The organism is Rhodobacter sp. 24-YEA-8 (assembly GCF_900105075.1).
In the GTDB taxonomy this organism is placed as follows: Bacteria; Pseudomonadota; Alphaproteobacteria; order Rhodobacterales; family Rhodobacteraceae; genus Pseudogemmobacter.
In genome coordinates this window covers 1,977,633-1,992,815 of the sequence record NZ_FNSK01000001.1, presented here as the reverse complement: position 1 = coordinate 1,992,815, position 15,183 = coordinate 1,977,633, and the positions used below count along the sequence as shown (strand labels likewise).

Sequence of the window (15,183 nt, the reverse complement as noted above, 5' to 3'; positions counted from 1 at the left end):
GGGCAGGCCGGATTTCACCGGCCTCTTTACTGACGCTTTGCATAGGGCGTGCCTGCATAAGTGGCGGGTGGGCGATGGTGAGCGGCGTTCTGATCCGCCCGGAATGTCTTGATTTCACTGTGATCTCCCTGCCCGACAGCCGGGGCGAATGATGGAAAGCTATAAGCCTGTTTCGGGGCGACCGGAACTGCGAAGGGGCCGGGCCCGCACTGCGCTTCGGATGCAGGATTTTACATCTCTGAGGGGCGGTCAGACCGCAACTTCGGCTTTGATAACCGCATGAGGCGCATAGTTTTCGACCTCGAAATCCTCGATCCGATAGTCTTCAATGCGCGCAACTTGGCGAATGATCCGCAGCTTCGGCATCTCGCGGGGCTCTCTTTGCAGCTGTTCCCGGGCCTGGTCCAGGTGGTTGAGATACAAATGAACATCGCCCGCGCACCAGACCAGCTCGCCGGGTTTCAGCCCCGCCTGTTGTGCGATCATCAGTTGCAGGGCAGAAGCCCCGACCCAATTGAAGGCAACCCCCAGCAGAAGATCGGCAGATCTTTGAAAACAAAGGCTGTTCAGTCTGCCATCGCTGGTGACGTGATATTGATAGACCATGTGGCAGGGCGGAAGGGCCATCTCCTCCAGCTCACCCACATTCCAGGCGTGGAACAGCATCCGGCGGCTGGACGGATTTGTCCGCAGCGTATGGATCAGCGTCGCGATCTGATCATGTTCGCGCCCATCCGAGCCGACCCATTTGCGCCATTGCTTGCCATAAACCGGGCCAAGCTCGCCCCAGGTTTTCGCAAAAGCGTCATCCTCGATGATGCGGCGCTCAAATTCCTCCTGAGAGATCTCCGTGCCGGTTTCCCTGCGGTATTTCGCAAGCGGCCAGTCGGTCCAGATCCGCACATTTTCCTGCAGGAGCGGCTGAATATTGGTGCCGCCTTTCAGGAACCAGAGCATCTCTTTGATCGCGGTTTTCCAATAGACCCTTTTCGTCGTCAGGATGGGGGCTAACCCGGCGGAGAGGTCAAACCGGGTCATTGCGCCAAAGATTGACCGCGTGCCGACACCCGTCCGGTCGACCCTCTCATCGCCACTTTGCAAAATGCGCTCGATGAGGTCGAGATACTGATATTCCGGGTGTCGCACTGCGGGGCTTTCCTGGTGAGGTGGTGGCGGGTCTGGCCCGGGGGCTGCCATTCGACAGCCGACAGGGCGATGCGCGCGGGCCACGGGGCCTGACTTCCCCGGACTATAGGCAGGCCCGCAGGCTTCGGCAATATCACAGATCCAGGGGCGGGAAGCCTCGATCTGCCTGCGCTAAAAATTGACATTTTGAGCAAGGGCTTAGATCGGTGCGACGGGGCTGCTATGCGGCACTGCGCCAGATGCGGGACATCGGCGGGAAATCCCGTCTGTCGCCTTGCCCTGTGCCGTGTTAGCCATAACACACCCTTTGGCAAAGGAAATCAGGATGACGATCCGCTATCTTCACACCATGGTCCGGGTGCTGGACCTTGAGAAATCCATGGCATTCTACCGGCTTCTCGGGCTGGAAGAGACCCGCCGCACCGACAATGAGGGTGGCCGCTTCACGCTGGTCTTTCTCGCGCCGCCCGGCCAGCCGGAATGCCCGGTCGAGCTGACCTTCAACTGGGATGGCGATGACGGGCTGCCCTCGGACAGCCGTCATTTCGGGCATCTCGCCTATGAGGTCGACGACATTTACGCCACCTGCGCGCATCTCGAAGCCAATGGCGTTGTGATCAACCGCCCCCCGCGCGACGGTCGCATGGCCTTTGTGCGCAGCCCCGACAATGTCTCGATCGAGCTGTTGCAAAAGGGCGGCGCGCTGCCGCCGGCAGAGCCCTGGAGCTCGAAGCAGAATATCGGTCACTGGTAAATCTGTGAAGCGCCCCCTGATCTGCGGCAGGTCAGGGGACGCTGCTCTGAAGGCCGCCTCCATCCGCTGGCGAAACTGGCTAACGCGTTGTTGCCGCTGCCATTTCGATTGCCGGAGGCCAGGGCAACTGGCCCGCTTGGCGGGCTTTGTCGACATCAGTTGCGGGACCATCGCGCCGCATGAGCGAGCCGTATCTCTGTCACCCCGGCTGAACCACTCGCCCTCGCAGCTTTTCTTGCTGCCGGTCGCACCGCTGCCGCCTGGTCTGCGGGGCAGGGCGATCAGGCCCCGACCGGCGCATGGGATGATATCTTGCGCGGTGCTGTGGCATAGGCCGCTGCTGAATGCCGACTGGCGGATCACTGTCGATCTGGGCCATGCCAGCGTAACCGGCAAAGGCAGCATCGCCAGCGCGCAGGTGGAAACAGCACGGGGGCACCCCCGTGCTGTCAGCGCCAGGCTCAGCCGTCGATACGGCTGCCCATGATGGCGATGGCCTGTTGATAGACGGTTGCGGCATTCCATTCGCGGATCACCGCGAAATTCGGCTGGCCCTCCTGATAACCCTGACCGGGCTGCCAGCCTTTCTGGCGCAGGAAATTCGCTGTAGAAGCAAGGGCATCGGTCACATTGTTCAGGTCGATCTTTCCGTCGCCATTGCCATCAACACCATAGCGCAGCGCATTGCCGGGAAGGAACTGAGTATGTCCCAGCTCGCCATGCTTTGCACCAATGCTCTGCGGGCTGATCGAGCCGCGATCAACCAGAATCAGGGCGGCAATCATATGAGGTGTGAAAAAGTCGCTGCGCCGGCAGTCATAGGACAGCGTGGCAATGGCGGAGATCACATTGGTATCGCCCATATAATTGCCAAAGGCGGTTTCCATGCCGTGAATGGCCAGAAGTACCCCAGCCGGGACGCCATATTGCCGCTCGATCGAAGCATAGAAATCGGCATTCTTCGCCTTGCGCGACCGCGCCTGTTTCACGATCGTATCGGCGCCGCGCACCTGCATGAATTTTTCAAGCGAATATTTAAAGCTCTTCTGGTTCCGGTCGGCCGAAATCGTGGCCTTGGAATAAGAACTGCCCATCAGGGCCTGGATGCCGCGCTCTCCGACGCCGGCCGCACGGGCTTCCTGGGCGATAACGGGCTTCCACTCTTCATAGCGACCGCCGCTGTCCGAACAAAACGCCGCGAGAGCCGGAGAGGAGAGAGCGATGAGCACGGCGCTCGTCGCAGAAAGGCCGCTGAGAATACTGGAAAGGCGCACTTGTTCACCTGCTGGCTGAATTTCGCTCAAGTCTAATGCGATTGCGCACATAATCAAGCATTTGCCGGCAGGGCTGTTCTCACATTATTGCCAGGAGCTGAGCAGATTGATGGCAGGGGTCGGGAATTCCGGATGCTGTCGTGCGGGACTGCGTCGGCACCACAATATGCAGAATGCCCTGGCGACCCTGTGGCAGGCGGATCAGGGCCGAAGCCGTTCCGAATCCCGCTTTGCACGCATTCCCCGGACGTGCAGCGACGAGAATGATTCCATGGGTTTCATACTGGGTTTCATCGGCCAGCCCGGTTCGCTGCAAAAAAATGGCACAGATGAAATGCAAGGCCGCTGCCCCCCGGTCACATAACCGAATACAGTGGAGGTACAGCGGCCTCAGGCTATCCCGCGCAACGGCGCAAGATAAGGTGACGGGCCCGGCAACTAAAAAAATCGCACTGATTACCCGGCGCCGGGCCCGTCGTTTTGTGGTCGTTGCTTTCGGAGACTGGCACATAAACAAATTACTCGTAATGCCGAAAGCCACGTCCTGTTCGCCTCCCTGACCGGGGGTGCGACCGAGCCAGTCTGGGGGCTGGCTGCGGGTTTTGGATATGCTCTGAACCTGAACCTTTGGGGGCGGCAAAGCACATCTGTCCTCTGACCGTCACCTGCCAGCAGACAGCACGACGGCGGGCGGTTGGTGCCGCCTTAAAACGCTCCGTTTTTCAGGGGCTGAGCCTGAGTTTCGCGACCTGGTCGGGGCAGGGCCATGCGGGGTTTTGCCACCCCTGCTCCTGCCTTTTATCGGTCTGGGAAGAAGGGTTTGCTACAGGATCGGTTTCTCGAAAGATAAGCCGGCAAAATCTTGCCGGTGCATATTTTCGTTCCCTTCACCCTTTCATAATCCTTTATGCAGTTGCGGCACCATATTTTTTAGCCTGGTCAAAGAGTTATGCCTTTCAGCCTGCTCCATGTCCTGTCAAATCGTTAACGCAGCGCAGCACGCGCGGTTCCCGCTAAAACCCAAAAAAAAATTGACCTTTTGATCTTTTCATCCGGCGCGTGTTTTGCCTCGGTCCGTGACACAATCCACAATTGCAAAACCCGGAAGAATTGCCGAAGCTGAAGCTCAGTATCGGCGAAAGACGGCCTGCTTGCCGATCTTCTGGCGACAGGAGACCCCGAATTGTCTCCAATAGGATTGCGGTCACGGTTGATCAGCCACATCTGCAAAAGCCGGGACCTTAAGACGAAACCCGAAGACAGGAGCGTTGAAATGGCACAATCCCCCAAGCAACCCCCGCGGCAAGCGTCGGCCAAACGGGCTGCCAGACAGTCCGGCGCGGCAAAGACCATGGCCGAGGCGGTGACCGATGCTGCCGAAAGCGTTCAGGACAGCGGGCAGGAAGTTTTGCGGCGGATAAGCCGTCCGGCACGTGCGGCCGGTGAGGCGGTGCTGGACCGGGCTGCGTCCGCGCGCGATGCGCTGACCGAATCCGGCGAGCGGCTGAATCACAAATTGCGCAAGGCGGCCTCTTCGGCGGAAAGCTATGCCCGTGACATTCCGGCGCGCGCGTCTGAAGCGGCGTCAGATGTGGCGGCGCGGCTGAAAGGCAGTGCTGCCGGTGATATCGCGGCTGATCTGCGGCATATGGCAAAGCGGCATCCCGGGGTCTTCATGGCAGGTGCGGCTCTGGCGGGCTTTGCCCTTGCGCGACTGTTGACCCCGCGCGGAGATCGCAGGGATTGAGTGGCGCTCCGGAAGATGAAGAGGCGACGCCTGGTGGTCTGATCCTGCAGATCGCCGGTGCCGCGATGCGGCTTTTGCGCGGCGAGATCGCGATGCGCAAGGCCGAGGCGCGCGAGATCGCGCTGATCGTGATCCGGGCACTGGTGGTTATTCTGATCGGGTTTGCGCTGGTTTTGCTGGGGCTTGTTCAGCTGGCAGCGGCGGGTCATGCGCTTCTCGTTATGGCAGGGCTGGCACCGGTCTGGGCCTCGCTGGTGCTGGGGCTCGGGTTGTGCCTCATCGCCGCCGGTCTGATCTGGTGGCAATTGCGCCGCATCAGCCATGCCTCCTATTTCGCGCGTCGTGAAATCTTCGCGCGAGGCGGAGCACTTCGGCGTGGCACGGCGGAGGAACCGGCAGCCGGCGAACGGGTTGCCAGTGAGCGGGTTTCCGGTGAGCGGGGGGCACGTGAACGGGAACCCAATGGTGGAGGAACGCAAGATGGATGATCGGGACCGGATCGGTGAAGAGATCGCCCGCAGCCGCCAGGATCTGGCCGAGGCCATTGCGGCGCTCAGACAAAATTTTAATATCACAAGGTTTTTCGGGGGGGGACAGGGCCGTGCATCAGGCCCGGATGTGTCAGGCCATTCAGGTCCCGCGCAGCCGGGCGCGGCGGTGATGCCGGTGATCGAGGCGGCAGGCGCCGCCATCCGGGCCAATCCGCGCGCGGCAGCGCTGGCCGGCGCGGGGTTGGCCTGGCTCGCCTGGAGCGGGGTTCGGCGCCGCGCGACGTCCTCGCCCGAGGCGCGCCCGGAATGGCTGGACGGGATCGCCGCGCTGCGGGAGGAGGCCGACCGGTTGCGCGCCCGTGTGGAGCGCTCCAGAGACAGCGGTGCGCTGGATGACGTTGCGGCGCGTGACAGTCTCGAAGATATCGCGGCCTCGCTGGACCATGCGATCCGTCATGAAATCGGGCGGGGCCTGGACGGGCTGGATGCAGAGACCCGAACTGCGGCGCTGGCCGCGCGCGAGGCTGCCTGCAGGCGCGAATTCGGTAAGGATGGGGCCGGTGCGTCCGGACATATTGGGGCGACGCTTGGCCGGGTCGGGAAGATCGTCACGGCCGGCGCCGCGCTGACGGCGGCAGGTGGCTTTGTCGCCAGCCTGTTGTCGCGGGGCCAGCCATCTGCAGCGGCTGCGGCAGGAGGTCGCGATGAAGCCGGGATGGAAGACACCGAGGCGCGTGAAGAGCTGCGTGAGGATCTGGAGCAGCTCAGCCTGCTTGTGGCGCGGTTGACTTCGACCTTGCGGTCAGTGGTGGACGAGACCGTCTCACGGGACGAAAGCAGCGCGACAGGGCGCGACGAGACACCGGCGGACGCGGCATTGCGTGAGAAAAATGCGGGCGCGGCCTGAAGGCATCGATCGGTATCAGGCGTCAGGCTGAGGAGCAGTCGTGGTTCCGTTGCAAAGGGGGGCTGCCCGGGCGGTGTTTCGGGCGGCTTTTCTGTAAGGCAGGGGCGGCGCTCTGTTTCAGGATGCGACGCGCTTCGGTGCCCGCGCGCCCTTTGTCAGGCGCGGCTGATGGTGGCAGCCTCTGCCACCTGCGTCAGGGCCGGATCATAGGCGAAAGTGACCACCGCCCGGACCCGCGCGCTGTCTTCGATGATCTGCAGGTCCCCGGGCAGCTGCGTGACAAATCCGCGGATCAGCCTTGCGCCGATCACAGAAGGGGCCCCGGCATGTTCACCGGTCAATCGGCCCCGCGCGGAAATCGCGCCGGAGACTTCAAGCCGGGCGATCTCGGTGCCCGCGCCAGAAACGACCTTGGTGTCGGGCCTTGCGACATCGGCAGATGCAGGCCCCGGCGGATCATCGGCGCGGCCATGGCTCAGCCTGATCCGCACCGGTTGATTTCCGGCCTCGGAAGGCGGGAAACAGGAGAGGATCTCGGCCAGTAACAGTGCCAGCGGCACCGCCTGTTGCGCCTGGAGGAGAAGGGGCATCAGATCCGCCTGGACCGCCCCTTTCATCCCCGCCCGGCCATGGATCAGATCGACCTTGGTGATCACTTCGGCCATCAGAAGATCGACGGTGACCCCGGTTCCCCCTGCCATCCGGTAAAGCCCGAGATGCACCGAAGAAAGCGACATCACCCGGTTATGCAGATCGTCAAGCACAAGACGCATGGTCTCGTCCTCTGCCTCGCGCCGGTGCATCCGCAGAAAAGAAGCGATCAGTTGCAGACTGTTGCCGGTGCGGTGATGCACCTCGCGCAGAAGTTCATCCTTTTGTCGCACGAGGTTTTCCAGCTCGGCCTCATCGCGCAGGATCGTGGCGGTCAGAGAGCGGTATTCCTCGGCCAGGCTGGCAATTTCGGCGGGGGGCCGTGCGAGGGTGACATCCTGGGTGGAGAGCCGGTTCCCCGAGGTGAAATCGCGCATCGCCCGCGACAGGTGGCGGACATGGCGGGTGACCAGCCGCTCGACGCCGAGAATGGTCACGCCAACCCCGGTCAGCCACATCAGCGCCGGAAAAAGATAAGGCAGCACATGACGGTTCAGGAAATTTTCCTCGACCGGCAAGGGCCAGGCGCCCAGCAAAAAGAGATCGCGATTGACCGGCACCCAGGAGTACATCAGGGTTTCCCACCCTTCGGGGTGGTCAAAAAAACTATGGGCTTTCTGCGGGATCAGGCTTTTCAGGCTGGCCTGGCCGGGCAGATATAACCCGGCATTGGCAATCCCGGTCGAGGCATAGATCACCTCGCCCGCGCCGTTGGCTGCGATCAGGGCCAGAGGTCGGTCGCTGGTTCTGGGTATTGTACCACCGGGAAGGGAAACGAGGTCATCGGGCAGGTCAATCAGCGCGCTTTCGGGGAGCCAGAGCAGGACAAACCCCTCAGGCTGCTCCGAGACATCGCCAAGCGGCCAGGTCAGAGAAATATCGGATTGCCCGGGGTCGGACCATTGCGGGTCGTGAAAGATGCGCGGCTGGTCCGAGGCAAGGATTTCGGCAAAGCGCTCGGTCTGCGAGAAATCGCGCGTGCTGCCGTCAGAGCTGCAGACCATCCGGCCATCTGCCGAGACAACCCCCGCGCGCGAGATGCGCCCGTCGCTGGTCGCATAGGCCGCGATCCGGCTGGCACAATCCGCGGGATGATTGCGCAGGCTGCTGGCCAAAAGCTGGGCGGTCACCTGCGAGGCACGGATCAGCCGGATCTCGTGCAGTGCTTCCTGGAGGGTCCGTCCGACAGAGGCCGCAAGGCGGGTCTCGTCGGTCTGTCGCATTGTCATATAGGTCTGGGCCAGCGCCAGCAGGCCAAGCGGCAAAAGGGCGAGCATAACCATCGCGGCCAGCCGCAGCGCAAGGCCGGACGTGATCTCACGTGCCGCGAAGAGTTTCATGTCGCCGGGGTGGTCGGCCGGCTGATCACGGCAGCGGTGACGCTGCTGAAGCCAGAAAACAGATCCTCGCCCTCGGCAAGGCCCATCAGTTCGGACAGGCGCTTGCGTGCGCGGCTGGCGCGGCTTTTGACGGTTCCCGGTGCCACGCCCATCATCTGCGCCGCTTCTTCCACTGAATAGCCGGAGGCACCGATCAGGATCAGAACCTCGCGATGCTCCGGCGACAGCTGATCAAAGGCGCGCTGGAAATCGCCATAGGCGAGACGACTGTCATGGGCCGGGGCTTCAGAGAGGCTGCCGGCGAAGACGCCGTCGCTGTCCTGCACCTCGCGGCGCGTTTTGCGCAGGAACGAATAATAGGTATTGCGCAGAATGGTGAAGAGCCAGGCTTCCAGATTGGTTGCAGGGTCGAATTTGTCCATATTCGACCAGGCTTTCAGGATGGTCTCCTGCACAATATCATCGGCGAGAACTACATTCCGCGACAGGCTGATCGCGAATGCCCGCAGATTGGGCAGGAGAGCTGCGAGCTGCTCGCGCGGATCAGATACGGCCTGAGCAGGAGGAGACTGATCTTTCGCGGTCCTGTCTTTTACCACCTTGTCCTGCGTGGCTCCGGACCCGGCAGTCCGGCCGGAAGCGGGGTCATTTGGCGGGGTCATTTATCGGTATCGGTATTGGCAGGCGGGCCAGAATTCAGCTGGGCGAGCAGCTGCAGAAAGCGGTCAGGCACTGCTTCAGTCAGGACCTCATCATAGACCCGCCTCAGATTTTCATCGATCTGAGTGCGGATCGCTGAGCGATCTGTCGCGACTGCGGGTTTGCCTGGTAGCATTTTTTTTCGTGGTCCTGCCATTGCTCTACGGAACCAAACGCCGCTTCATCGCGTTTGGTTCCGTAAGAAGTACGCAGAACGGAGATTTTTTTATGGCCGATTCCAGGGCTCCGGCCCGGGCTCCTACGGGAGCCACGACGGGGGCAGCGGCAGGTGATGCTTCGGCTGCGATGTCTGCCGGGGGGCAAATGGCCGGCCAGGTGACGTCTGGCGAAGATCTTTCCCGCGCAGTTGCGCAGGATTTGCCCTATCTGCGGCGCTATGCGCGCGCATTGACCGGCAACCAGGCCAGCGGCGATGCCTATGCCATTGCCGCAATCGAGGCGGTTCTGGCGGATCCGTCCCCGGTGCTGAGGGCGGTTTCGGTGAAGGTCGGGCTTTTCGCCTGCTTTCATGAGGTCTGGCAAAAAGCCGATTCTCCGGTAACTGCCGCAGAAGATCGTCTGGCGGTTGCGGCGCAGCAGCATATGGCGCGGCTGACCCCGAATTCGCGCGAGGCGCTGTTGCTGCAGACCATCGAGGGCTTCAGTCCGGCCGAGGTTGCGGCGATCCTTGGCGTTGACACCGCCAGCGCCACAGCGCTGGTTGAGCGCGCCTTTGCCGAAATGGCCAGTTCGATCCTCGGTAAGGTCATGGTGATCGAGGATGAGGCGATCATCGCGATGGATATCACCGCCATCGTCGAGGCGATGGGACATGCGGTAACCGGCGTTGCGAGGACCCGCGGCGAGGCGGTGGCGCTTGCCGCCCAAAAGGTGCCGGATCTGATCCTTGCCGATATTCAGCTCGCGGATAATTCCTCGGGCATTGATGCGGTCAATGATATCCTGGCCGATCTCGGATCGATCCCGGTGATCTTCATCACTGCCTTCCCCGAACGCCTGCTGACGGGCGAGCGGCCGGAGCCGACCTTCCTGATCAACAAACCCTATACCGAGGAGCAGGTGCGCTCGGCGGTGAGCCAGGCGATGTTCTTTTCTTCGACCGAGACCCTGAACAGCTGACAAGGGCAGGGCATCAAAGGTTGAAAAGGCGCGGGATTGCTCCCGCGCCTTTTTGCGTTACTTCAGGTTGGTCACCACCTGGGTCGCAAATGTATCAAGCATCGCGGCATAGACGGCGGCGGTATCGACTTCGGGTGAGGCGATATCGAACCCGGCGCCAAGCGCAGGCAGTGTCGAATTCATGTCAACCGTCAGCGTATAGGAATCGCCGCGCCCCGGCTGGGTCGGGTCGGACACCTTGACGAGGCCCGAAAGCTTCGAATCCGCCAGGCCAAGCGTTTCCGCGAAGCCGCTGGCCAGCGAAACCTCGTCAATATCGACGGTGATCGCGGCGCCCTCATCGCCCATCCGGTCGGTCACTTTGGTCAGGATCGCGGTTTCGAGATCCTTGTCGAGCGTTGCCCAATATGTGGCTGCGGCGGTATTCTGAACCGAGCCCATATCTGCGGTCACCTCGATGCTTTTCACAGCATCCGCGCGATCAACGGCAAAGGCCGGCAGCGCCAGCGTGGTCATTGTCAGGGCGGCGGCCATGGTTCCGGCGATGGTGGTTTTCATCCGGGTCACAGTAAACGTCATGCGAAATACTCCTGTTCTGCGGCCACGTCCGGGAAAGTCCGGGATCTTACGCGGCACGGTTCCAGATGCAGGGAAAACACGGTGGCCAGCATCCCGGTTCCCGTGCCGCAGAGGCGGATCAGAGCAGGGAACCGGAAGTCTTCTTTTCTATCTTTATGATTTTAAAGGAGTTCTGATAGATTTCGGCGGGGAAGGGCCGCCGGTCAGGCGAAATGGTGGACAAGGAATGCGCGAAATCATGCCGGTTTTGGCGCAAGCTGCACGCGGAAACCGGCCTGGCCGCATCTCGGCGCAGCCGTCTCAGCGCAGCCAGAGCCCTTCGCGTCTGAGCGTGTTGCGGATCACCTTCTCGCGGCGCGGCAGATCACTCTGGTCAAACAGCGCCCGCGCCTTGCGGCCCCGGTTCTGATAGACCATCTGTTTTGCCTGTTCCCAGTCGCGCAGCAGGCGGCGGTTTTCTTTCTCTTTCGCGACGGTCTCCAGCACCTCAACCGCCCGATCAGACCCGGTGGCATAAAGCAGCGGCAGCGTGCGGTAATGCAGCGTCAGATCGCCATCGAGCCCGGCCAGGTCAGCCTCTGGCCTGCCGCCGCCGAAAGAAGCGATCACCAGCGGCAGCGCGATCTGATCCAGCCAGGGCCAGAGCTCCTGACAGACCAGCGCCGCCGGGCGGTCCTTGTGGATGGTCTCCGCGTAATCCAGAAACCGGCGGCCAAAGTCCTGCGGGCTTTCATGCAGGAACCAGCCCGCGTTGAAATACATGTAGCGCTGCCAGTGTTCATCGGGCCAGTACAGATCCAGAGAACCCGCGAAATCCAGCCCGAACCGGTCATAAAGCGCGGCCCAGGTCTCGGCATAGCCAGGGCCGTAAAGTTCGATCACCGGCCAGGTGTCCTCGCGTTTCATTGACGCCGAGGGGCGCGAGAAATCCGGTGCCAGCGTCGACAGCGGCCCCGTCACTAGCGTATCGGTGTCGAGAAACAGAAAAGGCTCATCGGGAAGGGCGGTCAGCATCTCGATCTTGTTGCCGATCGCATAGGCGGCGCCGAAGACTTTGCTGTCAAAGGGCACGAACTCGGCGCCCAGCTCTTCCAGCCGGTCGCGAAGCGCGCCTTTCGGCAGGCGCGGATCTTCGGGCCAGAGAGGGCCCGGCTGCGGCTCGGCCAGCAGGAGCCGCCCCTGAAAACCGGGATCCGTCGCGCGCAGCGAGGCCGCGAGCAACAGCGCCTCATAGCCAAGGCGGCCGCGTTGCACCACGGCGGCGATGTTGAACGGGCGGGCAGGGGGCACCGGAGCCACCCCGCTCAGCGCGGCGTGAAGCGCAACGACAGGCAGGACATGCCGCCATCGATTTTCTGGCATTCCGAATTGCCGATCTCGACCACCTCGTAGCCCGCCGCCACCAGCCGGTCGCGGGTCTTCGGGAAGCCGGCGGGGAAGAGCACGATCCCGTTGAAGCGGATCGCATTGGCCGAGGCCTCTTCCCCTTCGGCAACCGCGATCACCTTATAGCCGGTGAAACAGCCCGACGCCGCCAGCCGATCAGTCGCGAGCACGGTTTCCGCATCCATCAGCGAGCAGTCGGTCTTGAAATGCAGCACGCCCGGGGGGGTATGGACCTCGCGCACCACCTGGCCCCAATCGGCGACCAGACGCGCAAGCTCCGCGATCCCGGCTTCATTGGTCCGCGCCGAGCGGCCGACAAGGATCTCGGTCTCGCCCATCAGGATGTCGCCGCCCTCGATGAAGCTGTCTTCGCCCTCGATGCGGCGGATCTCGCTGTAAAGTGCGCGCAGATGCGGCTCCATCTCGGCCGCTTCGCCGAGGCGCGAGGGCGCGCCGGGCCGCATGATCACTGCCCCTTCAGGCAGGCAGAGTGCGGTGTCTTCGACAAAAACGCTGTCCGGATAGGCGTCGAGCGCGTCCAGCACCGTCACCTCGGCCCCGGTGGAGCGTAAAGCTGCGATATAGGCGGTGTGATGCGCTTCCATCAGGGCAAGGTCCGGGTTGCCGGTATCCACGGCGCGCAGCCCCCGGATGATCGACTGCGCCGGTTTTCGGCTGATTGCGTGGCTGAAAGAATAGGAGCGCGGCATCGGATTTCCCCGGGAAAATTGTTCCGACCATGGCTAGCCTGATTTGGCGGGCACGAAAAGGCCCAGCTCTCAGCGCAGAGGTCTCAGCCTCCGGGGGCGGGCAGACGCACGATGGTCACGGTGCAGGGCGCTTCGGCCACCACCTGGGCCGAGACCGAGCCAAGATAGCGCCGGAGCGCCGAACTTGCCCGCGCGCCCATCACGATATGACCGGCAAGGATACGGGTCGCGTGTTCGGTCAGCGCATTGCCGGGGTCGGGGGCCTCGAGCACGGTATAAGTCACGCGGCCTTCGGGCAGGCCAAGCGCCTCGCCCCAGGCTTTCAGTGCGACAAGGCGGGCGACATGCAGATTGTTGCCCGCCTCATCGGTGCCCTGATCCAGCTGGATCCGCGCGCTGCGCAGCACATTGACACAGGCGAGCCGCGCCTCGGGGCGGAAATGCAGGATCTCGCGCGTGGCGCTGAGGATCTCCTGTGACAAAGCCTCCATCTCGGGCGAGAGGTCGACGGCGGCCATAACCACCTGGGCGCGGGCGGTGTCTTCGGCGGTCGGGGCAGGCAGGTAGCCCCGGATCCGTCGCGCGCGCCAGCGTCGCCGCAGGACCGGCCAGATCCCGTCGCGGCTCAGCTTTGTCGCGCGCGCGGTCAGCTGCACCTGATCGGGATGGCCAAGGTCAAAGGCCATCTGCGCCGCCGACTGAAAGCGCTCTTCCGGCTCGACCTCCAGCGCGCGCAGGATGATCTCCTGCAGCCAGGGCGGCAGCTCGGGGTTCAGGGCGCGTGGCGGCAGCGGATCTCGCCAGAGCCGGCGGCGTACGGCGCGCAGCGTGGTGGTCTGGCCAAAGGGCAGCCTTCCGGTTGCAAGCTCGTAAAGCATGGCACCGAAAGCGAAAATATCCGATCGCGGATCATCGCGGTGATGCAGATACTGTTCGGGCGCGATATAGGGGAAGGTGCCCATCGGAATGGCAAATTCCTCGCCCAGCAGATCCGGCAGATCAAGATGGCGCGCGAGGCCATAATCGATCAGCACCAGCCGCCCGGCCTCGTCGCGCATCAGATTGCCGGGCTTGAGGTCCAGATGGATCACCCGCTGGCGATGCACCTCATGCAGCGCCGACGCGATCTCGATGGCCAGCGCGACAAGCTGATCGGGCGGCAGCGGCGCGCGGTCAAACAGCTCCTGGAACGAGGCGCCCGGCAGTTTTGCCGTCACCAGATAGGGCATGACCGCGAAATCGCCCGCCGCGATCAGCTGTGGCACATGCGGACCCGAAAGGCGTGGCAGGATCATCTGTTCGATCTCGAACCCCACAATCGTCGGCCCGTCATCACCGTCGAGAATGGTCGGCACTTTCATCACCATTGGCCCGGGATGGTTCGGATGGGTGACCTCCCAGATCGTGGCAAAGCCGCCGCGATGCAAAAGCGGGCCAAGGGTGAATCCGTCGATCTGAAGCCCCTCGACCGGGCGTTTCTGGCTGCGGCTCATTCGCCGCTCCTCAGGCGCAGGGCAAGCTCTTCGGGCAGGCCGGCAGCCAGGATCTTTCCGGCGGTGACGGCGGTATCATAGGGCGTGCGGCGAAAGCTGAGCTCGCGGGTTGTGGTGTCAAAGATGGCCCAGCCGGCCTGGGGGCTGCCATCACGGGGCTGCCCGACCGAGCCTGCCACCACCAGCCAGCGCCGCGACGACAAAAGCGGCACCGGGATCCGGGGTTTCTCTGCATGGGCCTGGATCCGGTCATGGATGTCACTGCTGTACAGCGCCGGCACATGAACGTGACCACAAAAGATCACGCAGGCGTCAGTGCTGCGAAAGCTTGCCATCGCATCGCGTTCCGAGGTGACATAGATCCAGTCGCTTGGGCTATGGGCCGAGGCATGGGTGTAAAGCCGGTCCTCCTCGCGGATCGTCAGCGGCAGCGCGGCAAGCCAGCCGGTCTGAGCGGCGGAAAGCCGTGGCCGCGTCCAGTCGATGGATGCCCGCGCCGTGGCGTTCATATCGCGCGCCGATCCTGCGATGGCGGCATCATGATTGCCCCGGATCACCAGAGCGCCGGCGGCCTCAAGCTTCTGGACCCGCTTCACGCACCAGGCCGGATCCGGGCCATATCCGACTATATCGCCAAGGATCACACAGCGCCCGATATCCCGCGCCTCAGCATCGGCAAGCACAGCCTCCAGCGCTTCGCGATTGCCATGAATATCGCTGAGAAGGGCGATCCGCATGCGGTTCTCCGGTTGCTCTGCCCATCCTGGCAGAGCGCGGCCCCGGGCAAAACGCATATTTTCCGCGCAGCTTTGCACCAGGCTGGCAAACTGGTCGGGGCGCCGGGGCTTGCCGCGCCCTCCGTTGTA

At 62.9% G+C, this 15,183-nt stretch carries 15 protein-coding genes; 5 read left to right on the top strand and 10 right to left on the bottom strand.

Annotation, left to right across the window (positions count from 1 at the left end):
• Positions 1-249: 249 nt before the first annotated feature.
• The gene (gene thyA, locus BLW25_RS09760) at positions 250-1,146 is read right to left on the bottom strand and encodes a thymidylate synthase (protein ID WP_092898580.1); all 897 of its coding nucleotides are present in this window, start codon (positions 1,144-1,146) and stop codon (positions 250-252) included.
• 325 nt (positions 1,147-1,471) lie between these two features.
• Between thyA and BLW25_RS09755 the strand changes: the two genes are divergently transcribed.
• A complete protein-coding gene (locus BLW25_RS09755) occupies positions 1,472-1,900 on the top strand; it encodes a VOC family protein (RefSeq protein WP_092898578.1) in 429 nt (142 codons plus the stop codon).
• 461 nt (positions 1,901-2,361) lie between these two features.
• Here the strand turns inward: BLW25_RS09755 and BLW25_RS09750 are convergent, their stop codons facing one another.
• Positions 2,362-3,174: a lytic murein transglycosylase gene (locus tag BLW25_RS09750; protein WP_394328431.1), complete on the bottom strand. Its 813-nt coding sequence runs from the start codon at positions 3,172-3,174 to the stop codon at positions 2,362-2,364.
• A 1,273-nt stretch (positions 3,175-4,447) separates the two neighbouring features.
• Here BLW25_RS09750 and BLW25_RS09740 point away from each other — a divergent pair.
• From BLW25_RS09740 to BLW25_RS09730, 3 genes are read left to right on the top strand one after another with little or no spacing between them, the layout of a single operon-like run.
• Entirely contained in the window at positions 4,448-4,921 is a 474-nt protein-coding gene (locus BLW25_RS09740) for a hypothetical protein (RefSeq protein WP_143040486.1), read from the top strand.
• A complete protein-coding gene (locus BLW25_RS09735) occupies positions 4,918-5,409 on the top strand; it encodes a phage holin family protein (RefSeq protein ID WP_092898570.1) in 492 nt (163 codons plus the stop codon). The genes BLW25_RS09740 and BLW25_RS09735 overlap by 4 nt, the downstream gene beginning before the upstream one ends.
• Positions 5,402-6,319, top strand: coding sequence for a hypothetical protein (locus tag BLW25_RS09730; RefSeq protein WP_092898568.1), 918 nt, complete (start codon positions 5,402-5,404; stop codon positions 6,317-6,319). The genes BLW25_RS09735 and BLW25_RS09730 overlap by 8 nt, the downstream gene beginning before the upstream one ends.
• A 155-nt stretch (positions 6,320-6,474) precedes the next feature.
• Here the strand turns inward: BLW25_RS09730 and BLW25_RS09725 are convergent, their stop codons facing one another.
• From BLW25_RS09725 to BLW25_RS24325, 3 genes are read right to left on the bottom strand one after another with little or no spacing between them, the layout of a single operon-like run.
• Positions 6,475-8,310 carry a sensor histidine kinase gene (locus BLW25_RS09725; protein WP_092898566.1) on the bottom strand — a complete coding sequence of 612 codons (1,836 nt, stop codon included), beginning with the start codon at positions 8,308-8,310 and terminating at the stop codon, positions 6,475-6,477.
• Positions 8,307-8,909 carry a sigma-70 family RNA polymerase sigma factor gene (locus BLW25_RS09720; protein ID WP_253188343.1) on the bottom strand — a complete coding sequence of 201 codons (603 nt, stop codon included), beginning with the start codon at positions 8,907-8,909 and terminating at the stop codon, positions 8,307-8,309. Before BLW25_RS09720 ends, BLW25_RS09725 begins: the two co-directional genes overlap by 4 nt.
• A gap of 59 nt (positions 8,910-8,968) precedes the next feature.
• Positions 8,969-9,145: a NepR family anti-sigma factor gene (locus tag BLW25_RS24325; RefSeq protein ID WP_171909517.1), complete on the bottom strand. Its 177-nt coding sequence runs from the start codon at positions 9,143-9,145 to the stop codon at positions 8,969-8,971.
• Positions 9,146-9,333: 188 nt separating this feature from the next.
• Here BLW25_RS24325 and BLW25_RS09715 point away from each other — a divergent pair, with 188 nt between their 5' ends.
• Positions 9,334-10,149 carry a response regulator gene (locus BLW25_RS09715; RefSeq protein ID WP_092898562.1) on the top strand — a complete coding sequence of 272 codons (816 nt, stop codon included), beginning with the start codon at positions 9,334-9,336 and terminating at the stop codon, positions 10,147-10,149.
• Between the two features lie 57 nt (positions 10,150-10,206).
• On the opposite strand, the gene BLW25_RS09710 is transcribed toward BLW25_RS09715, so the two are convergent.
• The 5 genes from BLW25_RS09710 to BLW25_RS09690 all read right to left on the bottom strand — a co-directional run bounded on the left by BLW25_RS09710 (position 10,207) and on the right by BLW25_RS09690 (position 15,054).
• The gene (locus tag BLW25_RS09710) at positions 10,207-10,728 is read right to left on the bottom strand and encodes a hypothetical protein (RefSeq protein WP_092898560.1); all 522 of its coding nucleotides are present in this window, start codon (positions 10,726-10,728) and stop codon (positions 10,207-10,209) included.
• Positions 10,729-11,028: 300 nt separating this feature from the next.
• The gene (locus BLW25_RS09705) at positions 11,029-12,090 is read right to left on the bottom strand and encodes a hypothetical protein (RefSeq protein ID WP_253188342.1); all 1,062 of its coding nucleotides are present in this window, start codon (positions 12,088-12,090) and stop codon (positions 11,029-11,031) included.
• A complete protein-coding gene (locus tag BLW25_RS09700; RefSeq protein ID WP_092898556.1) occupies positions 12,033-12,824 on the bottom strand; it encodes a dimethylarginine dimethylaminohydrolase family protein in 792 nt (263 codons plus the stop codon). The genes BLW25_RS09705 and BLW25_RS09700 overlap by 58 nt, the downstream gene beginning before the upstream one ends.
• A gap of 83 nt (positions 12,825-12,907) precedes the next feature.
• Positions 12,908-14,317, bottom strand: a complete 1,410-nt coding sequence (locus BLW25_RS09695; protein ID WP_092898554.1) for a bifunctional serine/threonine-protein kinase/universal stress protein — start codon at positions 14,315-14,317, stop codon at positions 12,908-12,910.
• Entirely contained in the window at positions 14,314-15,054 is a 741-nt protein-coding gene (locus BLW25_RS09690) for a metallophosphoesterase family protein (RefSeq protein ID WP_092901822.1), read from the bottom strand. Before BLW25_RS09690 ends, BLW25_RS09695 begins: the two co-directional genes overlap by 4 nt.
• Positions 15,055-15,183: the final 129 nt, after the last annotated feature.